A 16,073-nucleotide genomic window follows, 5' to 3' on the forward strand; every position below is an offset into this window, starting at 1 on the left:
TCGGCTACCAGATTTAACATGTTGGTAGTATCCATTTACTTAAAAGACGACAGTCTACTATAGGAAAAGTAAATAACATAGTTACTAACGCAGCAAGTTTCCTTTGTTTACTAGGAAACTTACTAGATTAATAGTAATTATTACTTTGATAGTTAAACTAGTAGAGAATAATTTATCTATTCTCCCAAGTAGGCTTCACGAACTCGTTTATCTGCTGCTAATTCTTGGGAACTTCCTTCTAATACAATAGTGCCTGTTTCAAGAACATAAGCACGATGAGAATGTTTTAATGCTGTGTGTGCATTTTGTTCTACTAATAAAACTGTTGTCCCTGCTTTATTGATCTCATCTATGGCTTGAAAAATAGCTTTTACAACTAATGGGGCTAAACCCAAAGAAGGTTCATCTAGTAGTAATAACCTAGGTCGTGCCATCATAGCCCGACCAATTGCTACCATTTGTTGCTCACCACCTGAAAGCGTTCCAGATATTTGTTTTAGACGTTCTTTAAGTCTAGGAAAGAGGACAAAAACCTTTTCAAGGTCTGATTTGATTCTTGCAGCATCATTAGCTAAATAAGCACCTAACTCTAGGTTTTCTTCTACAGATAAATTAGCAAAAACTCCTCGTCCTTCAGGGGACATACAAATTCCTTGTGCTACTACCTTGTGTGTAGGTGTGCCACCTATATCTTTACCTTCAAAAACCACTCTTCCTTGTTTAGGAGTTAAAAGCCCTGTAATTGTGCGTAGTGTAGTAGTTTTACCTGCACCATTAGCACCAATCAAGGTGACAACTTCGCCTTGTTCAACTTTAATAGAAATTCCTTTTAATGCTTTAATTGCACCATAGGAAACATGCAAATCTTCTAGTTGTAACATAATTAACCTCCTCCTAGGTAAGCTTCTATAACTTTGGGATCATTTTTAACTTCTTGAGGAGTTCCTAACGCAATGCTTTTACCATATTCTATAACTTGGATTCTTTCGCAAATCCCCATTACTACTTTCATATTATGCTCTACAAGTACAACTGTAAGGTTAAACCTTTCTCGAATAGAGCCTATTAAGTGCATTAATTCAACAGATTCTTGAGGATTCATTCCTGCTGCTGGTTCGTCTAGTAGCAATAATTTAGGATTAGTAGCTAGGGCGCGGGCAATTTCTAAACGGCGTTGATTACCATAGGGAAGGCTAGTAGCTTGTTCGTCTGCAAATTGTGCTAAATTAAAAATACTTAATAGCTCTAAACTAAAATCTCTTTGTTGTTTTTCATCTGCTTGATGTCTGCTAGAGCGAAATATTGCATCAACCATATTTTGCTTAGTTCTAACATGGTAGGCAGTCATTACATTTTCTAGCACTGTCATACTGGCAAAAAGACGAATATTTTGAAAAGTTCGAGACATTCCCATTGCTGCAATTTGACAGGGTTTTGAACCATCTACCCTTTTGCTTAAAAATTTTATTATTCCAGAAGTAGGAGCATAAACACCTGTTAGCAAATTAAAAATAGTTGTTTTTCCTGCTCCATTTGGGCCGATTAGACCAAATATTTCACTTTCTCTAATTGCTAGATTAAGCTCATTAACTGCTGTAAGACCGCCAAAACGAATTGTACAATTATTGGTTTCTAAGATTTCTTTTCCACTCATAAGGTTAAGCTTTTTTCTCCTCTGAGTTAGTTTTGGTAGTTTTATTTTTCTTTAGCAACCGAGATAAAGAAAACTCATATTGTCCTAATATTCCTTGTGGACGTACTAACATAGTAATAATTAGTAAGGATGAATAGATAATCATTCTTAATTCTGGTAAATAGGTAAATGTTTTTATCATCCACTGCGGCATCCAGTCGGCTCGTAGTCCAGCCATAAGACGCAACCATTCAGGAAGACCTGTTAAAACAACTGCTCCAAGAATCGCCCCAGTAATTGAACCCATACCACCAAAAACAATCATAATAATTATTTCTACTGAACGAACAAAATTAAATGTTGTAGGAACTAGCTGACCATAAAGATGAGCATAAAGACCGCCAGCAAAACCAGCTAAAGCCGCGCTAATAGTAAAGGCAGATACTTTATAAAATGCTGTGTCAATTCCCATTGCTTCAGCAGCAATTTCATTTTCACGAATAGCAATTAAAGAACGTCCAAAACTAGATTTAACAATATTATGAACTACAATAACGGTCAAAATAGCAAAAAGAAAAATCCATGACATACTGGAAAATGTTCCAGAAAAAGCACTTGTAGATAGCCATTGCCAATTAGGGAATTTTGGAATCCCAATATAACCTCGTGGGCCGCCTACGGTTTCAATATTTTCAATTACTAAACGGATAATTTCGCCAAACCCTAAAGTTACTATTGCTAGGTAATCACCCTTAAGGCGTAGCGAAGGAATACCAACTAAAAGACCTGCCATAGCACTAGCAAAAGCACCTATGCTTAAAGCAATAACATAAATTATTAGAGTGCTAATAAAGCCTCGTTCATCGCCTGAGCCTGCTAATAAACTTTTAGTAGTAAAAGCAGAAACATAACCACCAATAGCCATAAACCCCGCATGGCCTAAAGAAAACTGACCTGTATAGCCATTGATTAGCTGTAAACTAACAGCTAGGGAAATACTAATTCCCATTAAGCAAATAATGTTTAAGCCATAATCAGTAATGATATCTGACCCCATTATTTGATAATTTTTTAGAGTTTTAAGAATAGACTCTAAAATAGTAACAATTAAAATTGATGCTCCAAGCCAACCAAAAATTCTCAACAGCGTAGCCACAAAACTTCTCCTATACTTTCTCTTGTGCCGCCGAGCCAAGCAATCCGGCTGGTTTTACAATTAAAACTAAGATTAGAATCATAAATGCAAATACATCTTTGTAACTTGATGAAATATAAGCACTTACCATTATTTCTGCAATTCCTAGTAATAAGCCTCCAAGTACAGCACCAGTAATATTACCAATTCCACCTAAAACTGCTGCCACAAAAGCTTTTAAGCCTGTTAAGAGTCCCATTAATGGATCTATTTTAGTAAAATGGACAGAATAAAGTATTCCTGCCGCAGCAGCTAAAGCTGAACCTAACGCAAATGTAAAAGAAATTACAAAATCTGTATTAATACCCATTAACTTAGCTACATCTAAATTAAAAGATACTGCTCTCATTGCTTTACCTAGCTTGGTCTTAAAAACAATAATATTAAGTACTAACATTAGTAATATTGAAACAACAATGATTAAAACAGAGTCATTGCTTATAGTAACATTACTAGTGATATTGATATTTTTTATTTCTAACACTGTAGGAAAGCTTTTTGGTGTAGCACCAAAGAAAAATTGAGCTAAATATTCTAAAAGTAAAGAAACACCAATTGCAGTAATTAAAGAAGTTAATCTAGAAAATTTTCTTACCGGACGATAAGCAAATCTTTCTATTAGTATTCCTAGTATTGCCGCAGCACACATAGCTGAGGTCATAACTAGAAACAATGCCCCTAGGCTAGGCTCTGAGATCTTAAAAGCGGCGGCTGTATAAAAACCAACAAATGCTCCAACCATAAAAACGTCACCATGAGCAAAGTTGATAAGACGTAGCACACCATAAACCATTGTATAGCCCAAGGCAATGAGAGCATAGATGCTCCCTTGAACAATCCCATTTATTAGTTGTTGTAGGAAAAGTTCCATGCTCCCCCTTAAGAATTTCCTTAAAATATATTACTTGGTTGTCACTGCTGCACTTTGTGCTGGAGCAGCATCAGGTTTAATAGTTTCTCTGTATTTATATTTACCATTTTGTATTTCTAAAACTACAGCAGATTTTACAGCATCACGAGTTGGACTAATTGTAATAACGCCAGTAACAGCTTTGAATTCTTTAGTTTGTGCTAGTGCATCACGAATTGCTTTAGGATCTGTAGAGTTTGCTCGTTTGATTGCGTCAAATAAAATTCTAGCTGCATCATAGGCTAGGGCTGCTAAAGCATCAGGAGTTTCATTAAACTTTGCCTTAAAGTTTGTAATAAAACTTTGTACATTTGGATCTGGATCTTCTATGGTGTAGTGGTTAGAAATAAAACAGCCATTTAGAGCATCTTTTCCAATATCAAAAAGAGTTTGTGAATCCCAACCATCTCCACCCATTAGCGGTACAGTAATACCTGTTTTGCGGGCTTGTTGGGCAATCTGTCCTACTTGAGTATAGTATCCAGGAACATAAATAGCTTCAGGATTTAAGCCTTTAATTTTAGTTAATTGCGCGCTAAAGTCAGAATCTGCGGCTTGGTAAGCTTCATCAACTAAAATTTCGCCACCTAATTTCTTAAAAGTTTCAGCAAAAAACTGTGAAAGACCTTTGCTATAGTCGCTACCGTTGTCATGCAAAATAGCTACTTTTTTGACTTTTAATGTATTGGCAGCAAATTTAGCCATTACTTCGCCTTGAAAATCATCCAAAAAGCAAACTCGGAAAATATAGTCTCCTACCTGGGTAACTTGTGGGTTTGTCGAAGATGGCGAAACCATTGGAATTTTCTTTTCTTGGCAAACTTGCCCACCAGCAATTGAGTTTGTAGATGCTACTTCACCCAAAACAGCTATAACCTTGTCTTTATCAATTAGTTTTTGTACTACAGTAGTTGCTTCTTGTTGTAAGCCTCGATTATCTTCAATAATCATTTCAATTTGTTTGCCAAGCAAACCACCTGACTTATTTGCTTCATCTAGGGCTAGGTCAATACCTTTTTTGGTAGATTGTCCAAATGTTGCTTTATCGCCTGTTAATGAGCCATATTGACCTATTTTGATTGTGTTAGAAGTATTTGTATTATTGCCGGTATTGTTATTTGCTTCGTCTTTTTTCTCACAAGCAATAAAAGTTGCAAAAATAATTAAGATAAATAGTGAAGATAAAAGAGTTTTTAGAAAAGTTCTTGATTTCATTAAAAATTTTTTCGGTACTTAAAAAAATTTGGTGTTCTTAAAAAGAATATTAAAAGTACCGCCTCCATAGTGAAAGTTTAATTACTTAAAAAGTAGGGATTCTACTTGTTTTACTGCTGAAAATTAACTGATATTAATACTGATGTTTTTGGGTAGTGTAACCGAAAATTGATATAAGATATTGCTACTCCTGTCAACCCAAATAGGCGTTTTTACTGGTAAATACTGCTTTATTTCTATCATTTTCAATAAGAAATTTAGCTAACAGGGGATATTTTTTCTTTACAATATATTTTCCATTTTCAATCCCTACAATTACTGCTGGTTTTATTGCGTCTCGAGTAGGACTAATAGTAATTTTACCTGTAATCCCAGAAAAATTCTTTATTTCAGCAATAGCATCACGAATTGCTTTAGGATCAGTTGAGTTTGCCTTTTTAATAGCAGCAAACATAATATGTGTTGCATCATAGGCTAATCCTGCTGTTGTGTCAGGAGTTGTTTTATATCTATCTACAAAAGTCTGAACAAAGCTTTTTACCATTGGATCAGGATCTTCAACATTATAATGGTTTGAAAATAACAACCATTAAGAGCTTCTTTCCCTATTTCTAAAAGAGAAGGGGAATCCCAACCATCAGCCCCAAGTAATGGTATGTTTAAGCCTAATTTACGTGCTTGTTGCGCAATTTGACCAACTTGAGTGTAGTAGCCTGGAACATAGATTGCGTCTGGATTTAAGCCTTTAATTTTAGTTAATTGTGAGCTAAAGTCTACATCTTGTTTTTGGTAAGCTTCCTTAGCAATAATTTCTCCACCTAATTTCTTAAGTGTTTCACTGAAAAATTGTTCTAACCCAAGGCTATAATCGCTACCATTATCATAAAGTATAGCAATACGTTTAGCTTTTAAGCTGTTAAAGGCAAATCTAGCCATTACTTCGCCTTGAAAATCATCTAAAAAGCAAATTCGGAAAATATAATCTCCAATTTGTGTAACTTGTGGGTTTGTTGAAGATGGTGTAATCATTGGAATTTTCTTTTCTTGACAAACCTGTCCGCCAGCGATTGAATTTGTAGAAGCAGATTCACCAAGTACACCTATAACTTTATCTTTATCAATAAGTTTTGTACTGCAATACTTGAATCTTGTTTGTAGTCCACGAGTATCTTCATAAATTGCTTCTACTTGACGACCTAACAACCCACCAGATTTGTTAATCTCGTCAACGGCCATTTCTACACCTTTTTTTCCAAATTGACCAAAAGTAGCAATTTCACCTGTTAGAGGATAATAAACTCCAATTTTGATTTTATTATCAGTTGTTGGTTGGTCGTTTTTTTTCTCACAGGCAAGCAAACTAGTAAGAATTAGGATAAGTAGCAGGGTTTTGAGTAAAAATAGTTGTTTCATCTCTTTGCCTAAAGCTAATATTTAGTTTTACTGCTTTATTTATATTGAAATATTCTTAAATAAATTAAATGAGATTAATTAAATGATGTCAAAGAAGGTTAATGCTTCTAAACCCATTCGTAAACAGAAAAAAGCTAATGGTTGGTCTTTTAAACGGATTTTTCTAGTTTTATTCCTACTAGGGTTTGGTTATTTAGGGCTAGAGTTTATTTTACTACCTACAGGAAAAGAGCTTAAAGCTGCTAATACAACAACTACAGCTTTAATGCAGGCTAGACAAAGAGAAGCTATCAGAGAGGGCAGAGCTTTGAAATAAAACAAAGCTGGCAACCTATAGATCAGATCTCACCAAATTTGCTTAGAGGTGTTTTAGCTGGAGAAGATGCTAGATTTTTTCAACATAATGGCTTTGATACAGTTGAAATTCAAAAAAGCTTTGGAAAAGATTGGGAAGAAGGTGCGTTTGTTCGTGGTGCTTCAACCATTACTCAACAACTAGCTAAAAATCTTTATTTATCTGAATCAAAAAATCCACTACGTAAAGTTAAAGAAGCTGCTATTACTTATTATTTAGAGAAAAATTTAGGAAAAAAGCGAATATTAGAAGTTTACTTAAATGTTATTGAGTGGGGCGATGGTGTTTTTGGTGCTGAAGCTGCGGCACAAAAATATTTTGGTAAATCAATTAGCCAAGTCTCTGTTAGTGAAGCTGCTTACTTAACAGCAATGATCCCAATCCTAGGACAGTTTATAACCCATCAAAGAACCCAAAACGAGTAGCAAAACGACAGCAATTAATTTTGCGGCGTATGAATGCAGTTAAATTTCCTAAAGGTTGGTAAGAATGTTAGATTTGTAAAGTTTTTTGGAAGTTAAATTGATTAGGATTTATTTAGTGGTATAGAAGAACTTTATTTTAAACAAAAGAATAGCACTGTGGTTGTGGGAGATAACCACAGTGCTAAAACCAATCGCGATTACAGTCCTCACCACTATAACCGCTTAGAGACCATAGCGACATCTCTATCGCTAATTATCTCTTGCCCCACCTTCCCTTATTGCAAGCTATATGCCACTATGGACAAAAATTTTAATGAACGTCTGTACTTTTTCCATCTGTAAGTAAACATTAAGCTTATAGGTAGGCCATTTAATCTACAAAAGGTTGACTTATATCTTTAACTTAGGAAAAAAGGTTGGACTATGTAAAAAATACTCGATCATTTAAATAAAACTAGGTATATTTTTCCTAGTAAGCAAATTTTTCCTAGTTTCTTGCTAGCAACACATCTATCTTAAACCCGATAATGGGTTAGCATTATAAAATTTGGAGGCTTGGATAATGGGAGATATTAAAAATAACAGTATTAACAATAACATCAATACTAACTATAGTTTATCAGATATAGACAACCTAGAAATTGCACAAAGTCTTATCCAAGCAGAACTAGTTTCCAAGGAAAAATTAGTCGCTGGATCAGAAGAAACAGCAAAAGAAATAGTGCAAGAATTTTTTTCTCGCAATGATTCTAGTACAGGTGAAAACACAATTTTTGCTAATTTGGTAAAAAATCAACTAATCTCTGATACAGGTGGACATACAGTTATCAGTGGCACTCCTAGCAGTTCTAGCCAAGGTGTTTCCGAGTCTATAGAAGTAGTAAATTCTGCTCCAACGGCTGCTAGCACTCAAGCAAATGTCAATCCAGCTAACCAAGCACGCCTTTTACAAGCAAATTTAGAGAAAGAAGCTCGTCACGCAGCAGCAAACCGTAAAGCAGAAATGGATATGGTTTTAGAACATCAAGCTGCGGAAGCTAGCTTAAAAAATCAACATCAAAAAGAAGAAGCTGCCTTTGCTGCTGCTAATCGTGCAGCAGAAGCAGAACTAAGAAAAACTAATTCGGCAGCAGCAGATTTATTAAAAGCAGAGAACTTAAAGAAAGAAGCTGCCCTAGCTGCCCAACATAAGAGTGAACAACAAAACTTTTTAGCTGGCAATATGAAAGCTGAAACAGATTTAGCTAATCGTAATCGTGCTGCTGAAGATGCAGAAATGTTAGCAGACATGGCTAAAGAAGCAGCTATGCAAGCCCGACATTCACAAGATGAGACAGCACTTAAGGCAGCTAATTTAGCCAAACAACAAGCACATGCAGAACAAAATCGCTTAGCTGAAAGCACACTCTCAACCACCAATCGCAAAGCAGAAGCCGACCTTAGTCAGGCTAATAAAGCTGCTCGTGATGTAGTGGGTGCGCAAAATCTTGCAGCAGAAGCCGAACTTGCTATTGGTAATCGCGCATTAGAAGAAGCGGAAACCGACCCTGAAAAACAAGCTTTATTAATTGCTAAACATCAGGAAGAAGAAGCAAGCTTTAGTGTTGCCAATAGACAGATGGAAGCCGACCTTTTATCACGAGATCTAAAAGCTGAAATGGATTTTCGCCAAGTAAATTTAGAAAATGAAACTAAATTTATTAATGCTAATAAACAGGCTGAAGCTGCCGAAATAGATTTAGATACGGCTGCTGAAGCGCAACTAAGGGCAACTAATGACCTAGCAGAAGCCGAACTTGCTGCTAATGATCAAGCAAAACTAGCAGCCTTAAAACAAGCTAATGCTTTAGCTGAAAGTGCTTTTGCCGCAGCTAATCGCGCTGCTGAAGCTACCTTAAAAGCTTCACATGCTAAAGAAGAAGCTGAACTTGCTAAAAAAGATAGGGGTGCTGAAACAGCACTTACACAGAAAAATCAAGCCCTAGAAGCTGCCTTAGCTGAGAAAAACCGTAAAGCTGAAGAGTCTCTTGCTACAGCAAATGATGCTAAAGAAGCAAATCTCTCTGGCAGTAATCGCACTAAAGAAAGTGAATTTAAAGAGCAAAATTTAGCTGATGAAGCAAAACTGCGCCAACAAAATCGCGCTCTTGAAGGTACAGCACGTTACTTTGATAGCATTTTAGTCCAATTTGCTGCAATGATTGATTCAATGAGAAATGCCCAACTTAACCAACAAAGATCTTCTGAAACAGAAGAAAAAGCCCGTAAACAAGCTGAAGACAACCGTCCTGCTAAACGAAGTATTTTAGATCCTGTAGAGGAGCTTACTAAAATAGCAAATACTGCTCAAGATAGCCGACTAGTAGAACTTGCTAATAAACTGCGTATAATTGTAGAAAAAGTAGGTAGCAAACCAGAAATAGAGCCTACAAAAGTATTAAGTCAAATTACACAAGTAAGAGCAGAAATAGCAATAGTTAACCAAAAAGAGCAAACAAATTTAATTGCTGCATTAAATAGTTTTGCGACAGCAAGCTAAAGATAATAAAAGGTTTATAGCAATTGCTATAAACCTTTTTCAATTAATTTCACCCTATTTATTTTATTTACTGAGGAGACACACTTAGATTTTGCATATCAAGTAAAATATCTTCCTGTTCGCCCGCTAAAGATAATCTTTTTTAGAAAACTTTTTCTCCCTGCTTAACTATTAATATTTCGGTGACAATATTTTTACGATTGGTTTGATGAGTATTTTTCTTAGCATTAGATTTAGCAATTAGCTTATCACCTTGCCAAATCATTACTTCATTGGTTTTTCATCAAATTCAACATTATACTTTCCTTTTTTTACTTCAGTACCATTAATTACTACATCACGAGGAAATTCAACTTTTTACCTTTTCCACCAGCAAAAGCTAATTGATTGGAAAATAAAAAACATAGCAACTAAAAATAAATTAGCAAATTTTTTCATAATCTCTCCTATTTTTTTTCTAACACAGCATTAATTGATTTAATTGGTTATTTGTTATGCCCAGCGTAGGCTGGGATTAAAAAGTTCTTTGTCCATAAGACAAGCGGAACATTGACGACCTGTTTTATCTAAAGTCTCTAAAACCAAGTTGTTACAAGTTTCTTGGCTACATTTTTTAGCTAAGATTTTGTTTTTTAAGCTATATTGATTAATTTCTACTACTTCAGCTAATTCAATAGGTTGGTTTTGAATAAACTCTAATACCTGATTAATTACTTCGCTTTGGTGTAAAATGCGGCGATGTCCTAAGCCTTTAGTTGTTATAAGTTTTGCTTTAGGCCAAGCTTTAACTAATGTTGCTCCTTCAAAATAGGGGACATCTTTATCTTCTTCATCATGAATAACTAAAAGAGGTGTTTGTAAAGATTTAACTAGCTCAGGAATGTCTAAACTTTCCCAACTTCGGCGAAAATTCACAGTCATTAATGCCATCATTAGGCTAGTTGTTTCTGGTGAGGCTTTTAAGAATTTAGCAAATTTATGGACATAATCACGAGGTTGCAGTGGCGGAGCAATATAAACTACCCAAGGGATTTTTTTGCTTTGAGTTAAAGCTAGTGTAGTTGCAGCAGTTCCTAAAGAATGTGCAATAACTCCAGCAATTGAGCCTAGTTTGTCTATTAAAGCACTAAGACTTTCGCTTAAGTCAACTAAGGAAGCATGTTTGCCATCAGAATCCCCATGACCAGGTGCATCATAAGCTATTACTCGATAACCTGCTGAAACTAATGGATTTATAAATGAGCCTAGTTGCGCACCTCTGCCATTCCAACCATGAACTAGCAAAATAGTTGGTCTAACTCCCCAAGCCCAAGCTACTAAGTCTTTTCCTTGCCAATTAAAAGTAAATTTTTCTGCTGCTTTCAACAACAATTTGCTTTCTCTTTCAGGTCGTTTATGCCTAGCTGTTTGGAAAAATAAATTCATAGCTTCTCTAGCTGCCCAAGTTGAAGAAATTTTGACAAAAACTGAAACTTAGAGCGAACAAACTTATGTTTTATTTTGGTTTTATTTGACGAACGTTCGTGCTATTTTTGATTAAAGAAATTGTTGAAAGAAAAGTTTTAAGCATAAAATTTACTCCTTAGTTAATGAGAGTTATTAATTAATGCTGTAAAAGCATTTTGGTAGTAGCTTTTTGCTTGTGTGTCATTAAGCAAGCGGTGGAAATGGTGGTAGCCTAAAATAATAGAATAAAAGTCATAAGCAAATTGTTGTGTATTCAAGTTTTTACGAAAATGACCTTCTTCTATAGCAATTTGTGCGGCATTAGCTAAAACAGAAAGGAAATCTTTTTGGGTGCTAACTAAAAAGTCACGTACCGGGCCCGGTTTATCATCCATTTCCGTTGCCATAGAAACGAAAGGACAACCACCAGGAAAAGTTTTTCCCCATTCAAAGATATTATTGCTAAATGCACAAATTCGTGGCTCTCCGCGAGGTTGTTTTAGTGCAGGAGCAATTACTTTTTCAATAAAAATATCTACAGCCGTTTGTATTACAGCTATTTGCAGGTTTTCAAGTGAATTAAAATGTGCAAATAATCCGCTTTTAGACAGCCCGACATTCTGAGCAAGTTTACCAAAACTTAAGCCTTCTAACCCTTCCTGGCTAACGGTGGTTAGGGCTGCTGATAAAATTGTTGATTTGGTATCTTTGCCTTTAGTCATAAATAAATATAAATAATTTATCTTAAAGTCTTACGAACATTTATAAAATAGTACGATCGTTCGCACTTGTCAACGGGAATTTTTTATTTATTTCCAGGGCTAAATTATTACTAATCAAAATTAGCTAAATGATTATTCTAGGATTATTCTAGGCAAAATAACAGGTATAGAAAAATTTAACATCAATTTATTTTTAATAAGTGTAAATAGAAGGGTGTAAAAAAGCTTAAATTAAGACTATAATGCAAGATTAACTTTTCTTTATCGAAATCATTTAAATTTCATACTTTTATAAAAATTTTGGAGGAGCTATGGATGTAAAGGGCCAAGTTGCTCTAGTTACTGGCGGTGCTTCTGGTTTAGGTGAAGCTTGTGTGCGTCGTTTAGTCAGTGCTGGAGCAAAAGCAGTAATTCTTGATCTAAATGAAGAGCGGGGTAATGCTTTAGCTACCGAACTAGGAGAAAATGCTAGTTTTGTTAAAGCTAGTGTTGCCTCAGCAGAAGATGTTCAAAAGGCAGTAGATACTTGTTTATCAGCTTTTGGAGGATTAAATATTTTAATTAATTGTGCTGGAATTGGTGCAGCACAAAGAGTAATAGGAAAACAAGGGCCAATGGAGTTATCACATTTTGCCCGTACTATAGAAGTTAATTTAATAGGTACTTTTAATTGTATTCGTTTAGCTGCGGCAGTAATGTCTAAAAATGAGCCTAACGAAGCAGGGGAAAGAGGAGTAATTATTAATACTGCCTCTGTAGCTGCATTTGATGGACAAATTGGACAAGCAGCCTATTCTGCTTCTAAAGGTGGTGTGGTTGGAATGACTTTGCCAATTGCACGAGAATTTGCACGTTTTGGTATTCGAGTTTTAACCATTGCACCAGGTCTATTTGATACACCACTTCTAGCAGGCTTGCCAGAACCAGCTAGACAATCGCTAGCCCAGCAAGTGCCTTTTCCAGCAAGACTTGGCCGTCCTGCTGAGTATGGCGCGCTAGCACATCATATTATTGAAAATGAAATGTTAAATGGCGAAGTGATCCGATTAGATGGAGCAATTCGCATGGCACCACAATAAGAAAATTTTTCTGCAATATTTTGGAGAAATTTATGAAAAAATTTAATTTATTTTATCTTGGATTACCAATAGCCTTAATACTTTGTTTTCAATTAGTAATGCCAAGTATAAGCTATGGTGGCAGTAAAAAATCTGCTCCCAATATTACTAAAAAGTCTACTAAAAACTATACTTCAATAAAAAAAGCTAGTGAATTTACTCCTCAAGAACTTACTGGATTAGTAGAAGATGTTGAAGTTATTGAAGATGAATTAGGTATCCCACATATTTTTGCTAAAACTAATGTAGACGCATTTTTTATGGAGGGATTTATTCATGCTAGAGATCGATTTTTCCAAATGGATGCCCGTCGCCGAATGTTAGACGGCACTTTAGCAGAAATCCTTGGCCCAGGCGAAAATAATAGAATACTTCGCGCTGACTCTACGGCACGGGGTAGCGGACTTTATTTAGCTGCACAAGATTCACTAGCACAATATAGCCCTGAAATTAGAGTTTTCTTAAAAGCCTATGCTGATGGTGTTAATGCTTATTTAACCAATAATCCGCTTCCTGAAGAGTACCAAGAGCTAAAAATTACTAAAACAAGACCTTGGACAGAGCTTGATACAATTTATGTAGGGAAAGGGCTTGCAGTTAGCCTAGCTTTTGACTTAAGTGATCTTGATACTACACTGGCATTAAAAAATTACCAAGACGCAGGAAAAGCACAAGGTTTTGATGGTACAAAGCTATTTTTTGAAGACATGTTTAGACTCTCTCCCTTTGATCCTACTTATGTAATACCTGATGCTTTAGGTCAAAATCTTTCAGCTAAAACCGCAGTTCCAAACCTAGATCAAGGAAATGATGAGCTAAAAGAACAATATAAACAATGGGGAGAATACCTAGATAAAAATATTCATCCTTCTATATTAAATATGGCAAAAGCTTATTTAGAGGCCGCTAAAGAGTCTCCATTGTTTGCCAATGCTGTTAGACCACGGGATCAACGTAATGGGAGCAACTGGTTTCTTTTAAGTGGTAAAGTTACTGAATCTGGTGCGCCAATGATTACAGGAGATCAACATTTTGATTTAGAAAACTCTCCTACTTGGTATCAAATACAAATAAATGTTACGCCAACAGATAAAAAAGAACAGCCGCTAAATGTTACAGGTGCTAGTGTTGCTGGCGCGCCTGGTGTAGCACTTGGCTTTAATGATAATTTAGCTTGGCAAGCTACTGTTACAGTGTTTGATTTTACAGATGTTTACCAGGATAAAATTGAGCTACAACTAGGGCCAAATCCATTAGTTATAATCAATAAAGGTAAGCGTCAACAAGTAATTTTTAGGAATGAAACATTTAAAGTTAATCAAATGGCTGAAGGTAAAACAGATAATCTAGTAGATATACCAAAAGGCACAGTACCAGACCAATTTGCTCGTGTTCCTTTCCGTAATAATGGCCCAATTATTGGAGTTGATTTTAATAATTCTGTTGCAATGGTTGTTCAGCAAGTAGGCTTTGGCCCAACTCAAGAAATTCAAGCATTCCTTGAAATAAACCGTTCACGTACCTTAAAAGAATTTGAAAAAGCTTTACAAAAACTTGGCGGGGCTTCGGTAAATATGGGCGTAGTAACTACTAAGGGCGAAATTGCTTATTATACAACTGGCGAACTTCCCTTAAGAGAAGATTTAGAAAAAGGTACTGTAAATGGCTTACCTCCTGGATTTATTCGTGATGGTCAAGGCGGTAGTGATTGGCAACCTTTGCGTAAAAAACAGAAATTCCAAACAGTATCTACTGATATCTTGCCATTTAAGGAGATGCCAAAGGTTATTAATCCTCCTACAGGCTTTGTAGTATCAGCTAATAATGATCCTATTGGTGATACAGATGATAATAATCCTGCAAATACTAAACGCAAAAATGGTAAAAGCATACTTTATTTAAGTTCTGCATATGCTAGTGGGCTACGTGCTTCACAATTAACTAGAGATATTAAAGCGGCTATTGCTAGTGGTAAAAAGATTAATGTAGATATGGCACGCGCTTTTCAAGCTGCTGGAAAAATGCGCGATGCAGAAATCCTACTCCCATTTGTTCAACAGGCTTTTGCTAATGCACAAAAAGCAGATGCACCTGCTGAACTAAAAGCACTAGCTCAAGAACCAAGAATTAGAGAAGCTTTAGATCGTTTTTCTAAGTGGGACTTTACTACTCCAACCGGATTACGCAATGGCTATGATAGTTTTGTTCCATTTAACCAAGCTGATCCAACAGATGCACAAATTAATAATAGTGTATGTTCTAGCATTTATAGCATTTGGCGTTCACAAATGGTAAGAAATGTTATAGATGCGCCACTTGCGCCAAAAGGAATACCTGGCGTAGATGGTAACTTTGGACAATTAGCTATAGGTTCTTTAGGTAATTTCCTAGCAACTTTTCCTGTTAATAAAGGTGTTGGTGCTTCAGGAATCAATTTCTTTAGCGTTCCAGAACTTGCTAACAGCCCAGCAGAAGTTCAACGTGATTTTATTATCCTAAAGAGTTTACTTAATGGATTAGATGAATTTGCCGGGCCAAACTTTACTTTAGCTTATGGCAATTCACAAAACTTAAGTGATTATCGTTGGGGTAAAATACATAGATTATTTATTCCACATTTATTAGGTGTAGATTTTTCTTTACCTTCAACAAATGGTAATTTCCAATCTACTTTCCCAGGGCTTCTTGGACTACCAAGAGATGGTGGTTATGAAGTTCCAAATGCTTGTAGCCATAAGATTAGAGCTAAAAACCAGGATGATTTTGTCTTTAATCATAGTCCAACACATCGCTTTACGGCTGTTGCCAAATCAACAGGTTTTGAAGTTGTAGATGCTTTACCAGGTGGACAAAGTGGAGATAGAAAGAGTCCTTTCCATGATAATCAATTGTCTTTATGGCTAACGGCTGATGTTCGACGACTGCTATCAGATAAAAAACAATTAATGTCACAAGGGGCAAAAATGTTTTTATTTAAGGCAGCGGATAAAAAGTAATTTATTGATATAGAATAACTTATAGAGCATAGAAGAATAATTCTTTTATGCTCTATATCTTTTGGAGTAAAATCTGTTTTGCAAAAAATTTTTGGCTGTGATAACA

General features: G+C 35.6%; 12 protein-coding genes and 1 pseudogene. 5 read left to right on the top strand and 8 right to left on the bottom strand.

Features of this window, described 5'->3' with window-relative positions:
- Positions 1–176: 176 nt before the first annotated feature.
- The 6 genes and pseudogenes from IPK14_01740 to IPK14_01765 form a co-directional block, all read right to left on the bottom strand.
- Positions 177–881, bottom strand: a complete 705-nt coding sequence (locus tag IPK14_01740) for an ABC transporter ATP-binding protein (GenBank protein ID MBK7992161.1) — start codon at positions 879–881, stop codon at positions 177–179.
- 2 nt (positions 882–883) lie between these two features.
- Positions 884–1,654 carry an ABC transporter ATP-binding protein gene (locus IPK14_01745; GenBank protein ID MBK7992162.1) on the bottom strand — a complete coding sequence of 257 codons (771 nt, stop codon included), beginning with the start codon at positions 1,652–1,654 and terminating at the stop codon, positions 884–886.
- 4 nt (positions 1,655–1,658) lie between these two features.
- A complete protein-coding gene (locus IPK14_01750; protein MBK7992163.1) occupies positions 1,659–2,690 on the bottom strand; it encodes a branched-chain amino acid ABC transporter permease in 1,032 nt (343 codons plus the stop codon).
- 109 nt (positions 2,691–2,799) lie between these two features.
- Positions 2,800–3,699, bottom strand: coding sequence for a branched-chain amino acid ABC transporter permease (locus IPK14_01755; protein MBK7992164.1), 900 nt, complete (start codon positions 3,697–3,699; stop codon positions 2,800–2,802).
- 30 nt (positions 3,700–3,729) lie between these two features.
- Positions 3,730–4,953 carry an ABC transporter substrate-binding protein gene (locus IPK14_01760; GenBank protein MBK7992165.1) on the bottom strand — a complete coding sequence of 408 codons (1,224 nt, stop codon included), beginning with the start codon at positions 4,951–4,953 and terminating at the stop codon, positions 3,730–3,732.
- Positions 4,954–5,146: 193 nt separating this feature from the next.
- Positions 5,147–6,366 (bottom strand): annotated as a pseudogene (locus IPK14_01765) (ABC transporter substrate-binding protein).
- A gap of 82 nt (positions 6,367–6,448) precedes the next feature.
- On the opposite strand from IPK14_01765, the gene IPK14_01770 reads away from it, so the two are divergent.
- From IPK14_01770 to IPK14_01780, 3 genes are all read left to right on the top strand, one after another.
- Entirely contained in the window at positions 6,449–6,682 is a 234-nt protein-coding gene (locus tag IPK14_01770; GenBank protein ID MBK7992166.1) for a hypothetical protein, read from the top strand.
- Complete coding sequence (gene mtgA, locus IPK14_01775) at positions 6,679–7,146, top strand: monofunctional biosynthetic peptidoglycan transglycosylase (GenBank protein MBK7992167.1); 468 nt, start codon at positions 6,679–6,681, stop codon at positions 7,144–7,146. Before IPK14_01770 ends, mtgA begins: the two co-directional genes overlap by 4 nt.
- Positions 7,147–7,708: 562 nt before the next feature.
- Positions 7,709–9,685, top strand: a complete 1,977-nt coding sequence (locus tag IPK14_01780; protein MBK7992168.1) for a hypothetical protein — start codon at positions 7,709–7,711, stop codon at positions 9,683–9,685.
- A 492-nt stretch (positions 9,686–10,177) separates the two neighbouring features.
- Here IPK14_01780 and IPK14_01785 read toward each other — a convergent pair whose 3' ends face one another.
- Both IPK14_01785 and IPK14_01790 read right to left on the bottom strand, forming a co-directional pair.
- Complete coding sequence (locus tag IPK14_01785) at positions 10,178–11,110, bottom strand: alpha/beta hydrolase (protein MBK7992169.1); 933 nt, start codon at positions 11,108–11,110, stop codon at positions 10,178–10,180.
- Positions 11,111–11,271: 161 nt separating this feature from the next.
- Positions 11,272–11,853: a TetR/AcrR family transcriptional regulator gene (locus IPK14_01790; protein ID MBK7992170.1), complete on the bottom strand. Its 582-nt coding sequence runs from the start codon at positions 11,851–11,853 to the stop codon at positions 11,272–11,274.
- 311 nt (positions 11,854–12,164) lie between these two features.
- On the opposite strand from IPK14_01790, the gene IPK14_01795 reads away from it, so the two are divergent.
- The gene (locus tag IPK14_01795) at positions 12,165–12,932 is read left to right on the top strand and encodes a 3-hydroxyacyl-CoA dehydrogenase (GenBank protein MBK7992171.1); all 768 of its coding nucleotides are present in this window, start codon (positions 12,165–12,167) and stop codon (positions 12,930–12,932) included.
- Between the two features lie 32 nt (positions 12,933–12,964).
- A complete protein-coding gene (locus tag IPK14_01800) occupies positions 12,965–15,967 on the top strand; it encodes a penicillin acylase family protein (protein MBK7992172.1) in 3,003 nt (1,000 codons plus the stop codon).
- The last annotated feature ends 106 nt before the right edge of the window (positions 15,968–16,073 follow it).

This window comes from Blastocatellia bacterium (assembly GCA_016713405.1).
GTDB lineage: Bacteria > Acidobacteriota > Blastocatellia > Chloracidobacteriales > JADJPF01 > JADJPF01.

Coding starts and splice junctions, on each gene's coding strand:
- IPK14_01740 (MBK7992161.1), bottom strand. CDS start 881: ATGTTACAACTAGAAGATTTGCATGTTTCCTATGGTGCAATTAAAGCA.
- IPK14_01745 (MBK7992162.1), bottom strand. CDS start 1,654: ATGAGTGGAAAAGAAATCTTAGAAACCAATAATTGTACAATTCGTTTT.
- IPK14_01750 (MBK7992163.1), bottom strand. CDS start 2,690: ATGGGGTCAGATATCATTACTGATTATGGCTTAAACATTATTTGCTTA.
- IPK14_01755 (MBK7992164.1), bottom strand. CDS start 3,699: ATGGAACTTTTCCTACAACAACTAATAAATGGGATTGTTCAAGGGAGC.
- IPK14_01760 (MBK7992165.1), bottom strand. CDS start 4,953: ATGAAATCAAGAACTTTTCTAAAAACTCTTTTATCTTCACTATTTATC.
- IPK14_01770 (MBK7992166.1), top strand. CDS start 6,449: ATGATGTCAAAGAAGGTTAATGCTTCTAAACCCATTCGTAAACAGAAA.
- IPK14_01780 (MBK7992168.1), top strand. CDS start 7,709: ATGGGAGATATTAAAAATAACAGTATTAACAATAACATCAATACTAAC.
- IPK14_01785 (MBK7992169.1), bottom strand. CDS start 11,110: ATGAATTTATTTTTCCAAACAGCTAGGCATAAACGACCTGAAAGAGAA.
- IPK14_01790 (MBK7992170.1), bottom strand. CDS start 11,853: ATGACTAAAGGCAAAGATACCAAATCAACAATTTTATCAGCAGCCCTA.
- IPK14_01795 (MBK7992171.1), top strand. CDS start 12,165: ATGGATGTAAAGGGCCAAGTTGCTCTAGTTACTGGCGGTGCTTCTGGT.
- IPK14_01800 (MBK7992172.1), top strand. CDS start 12,965: ATGAAAAAATTTAATTTATTTTATCTTGGATTACCAATAGCCTTAATA.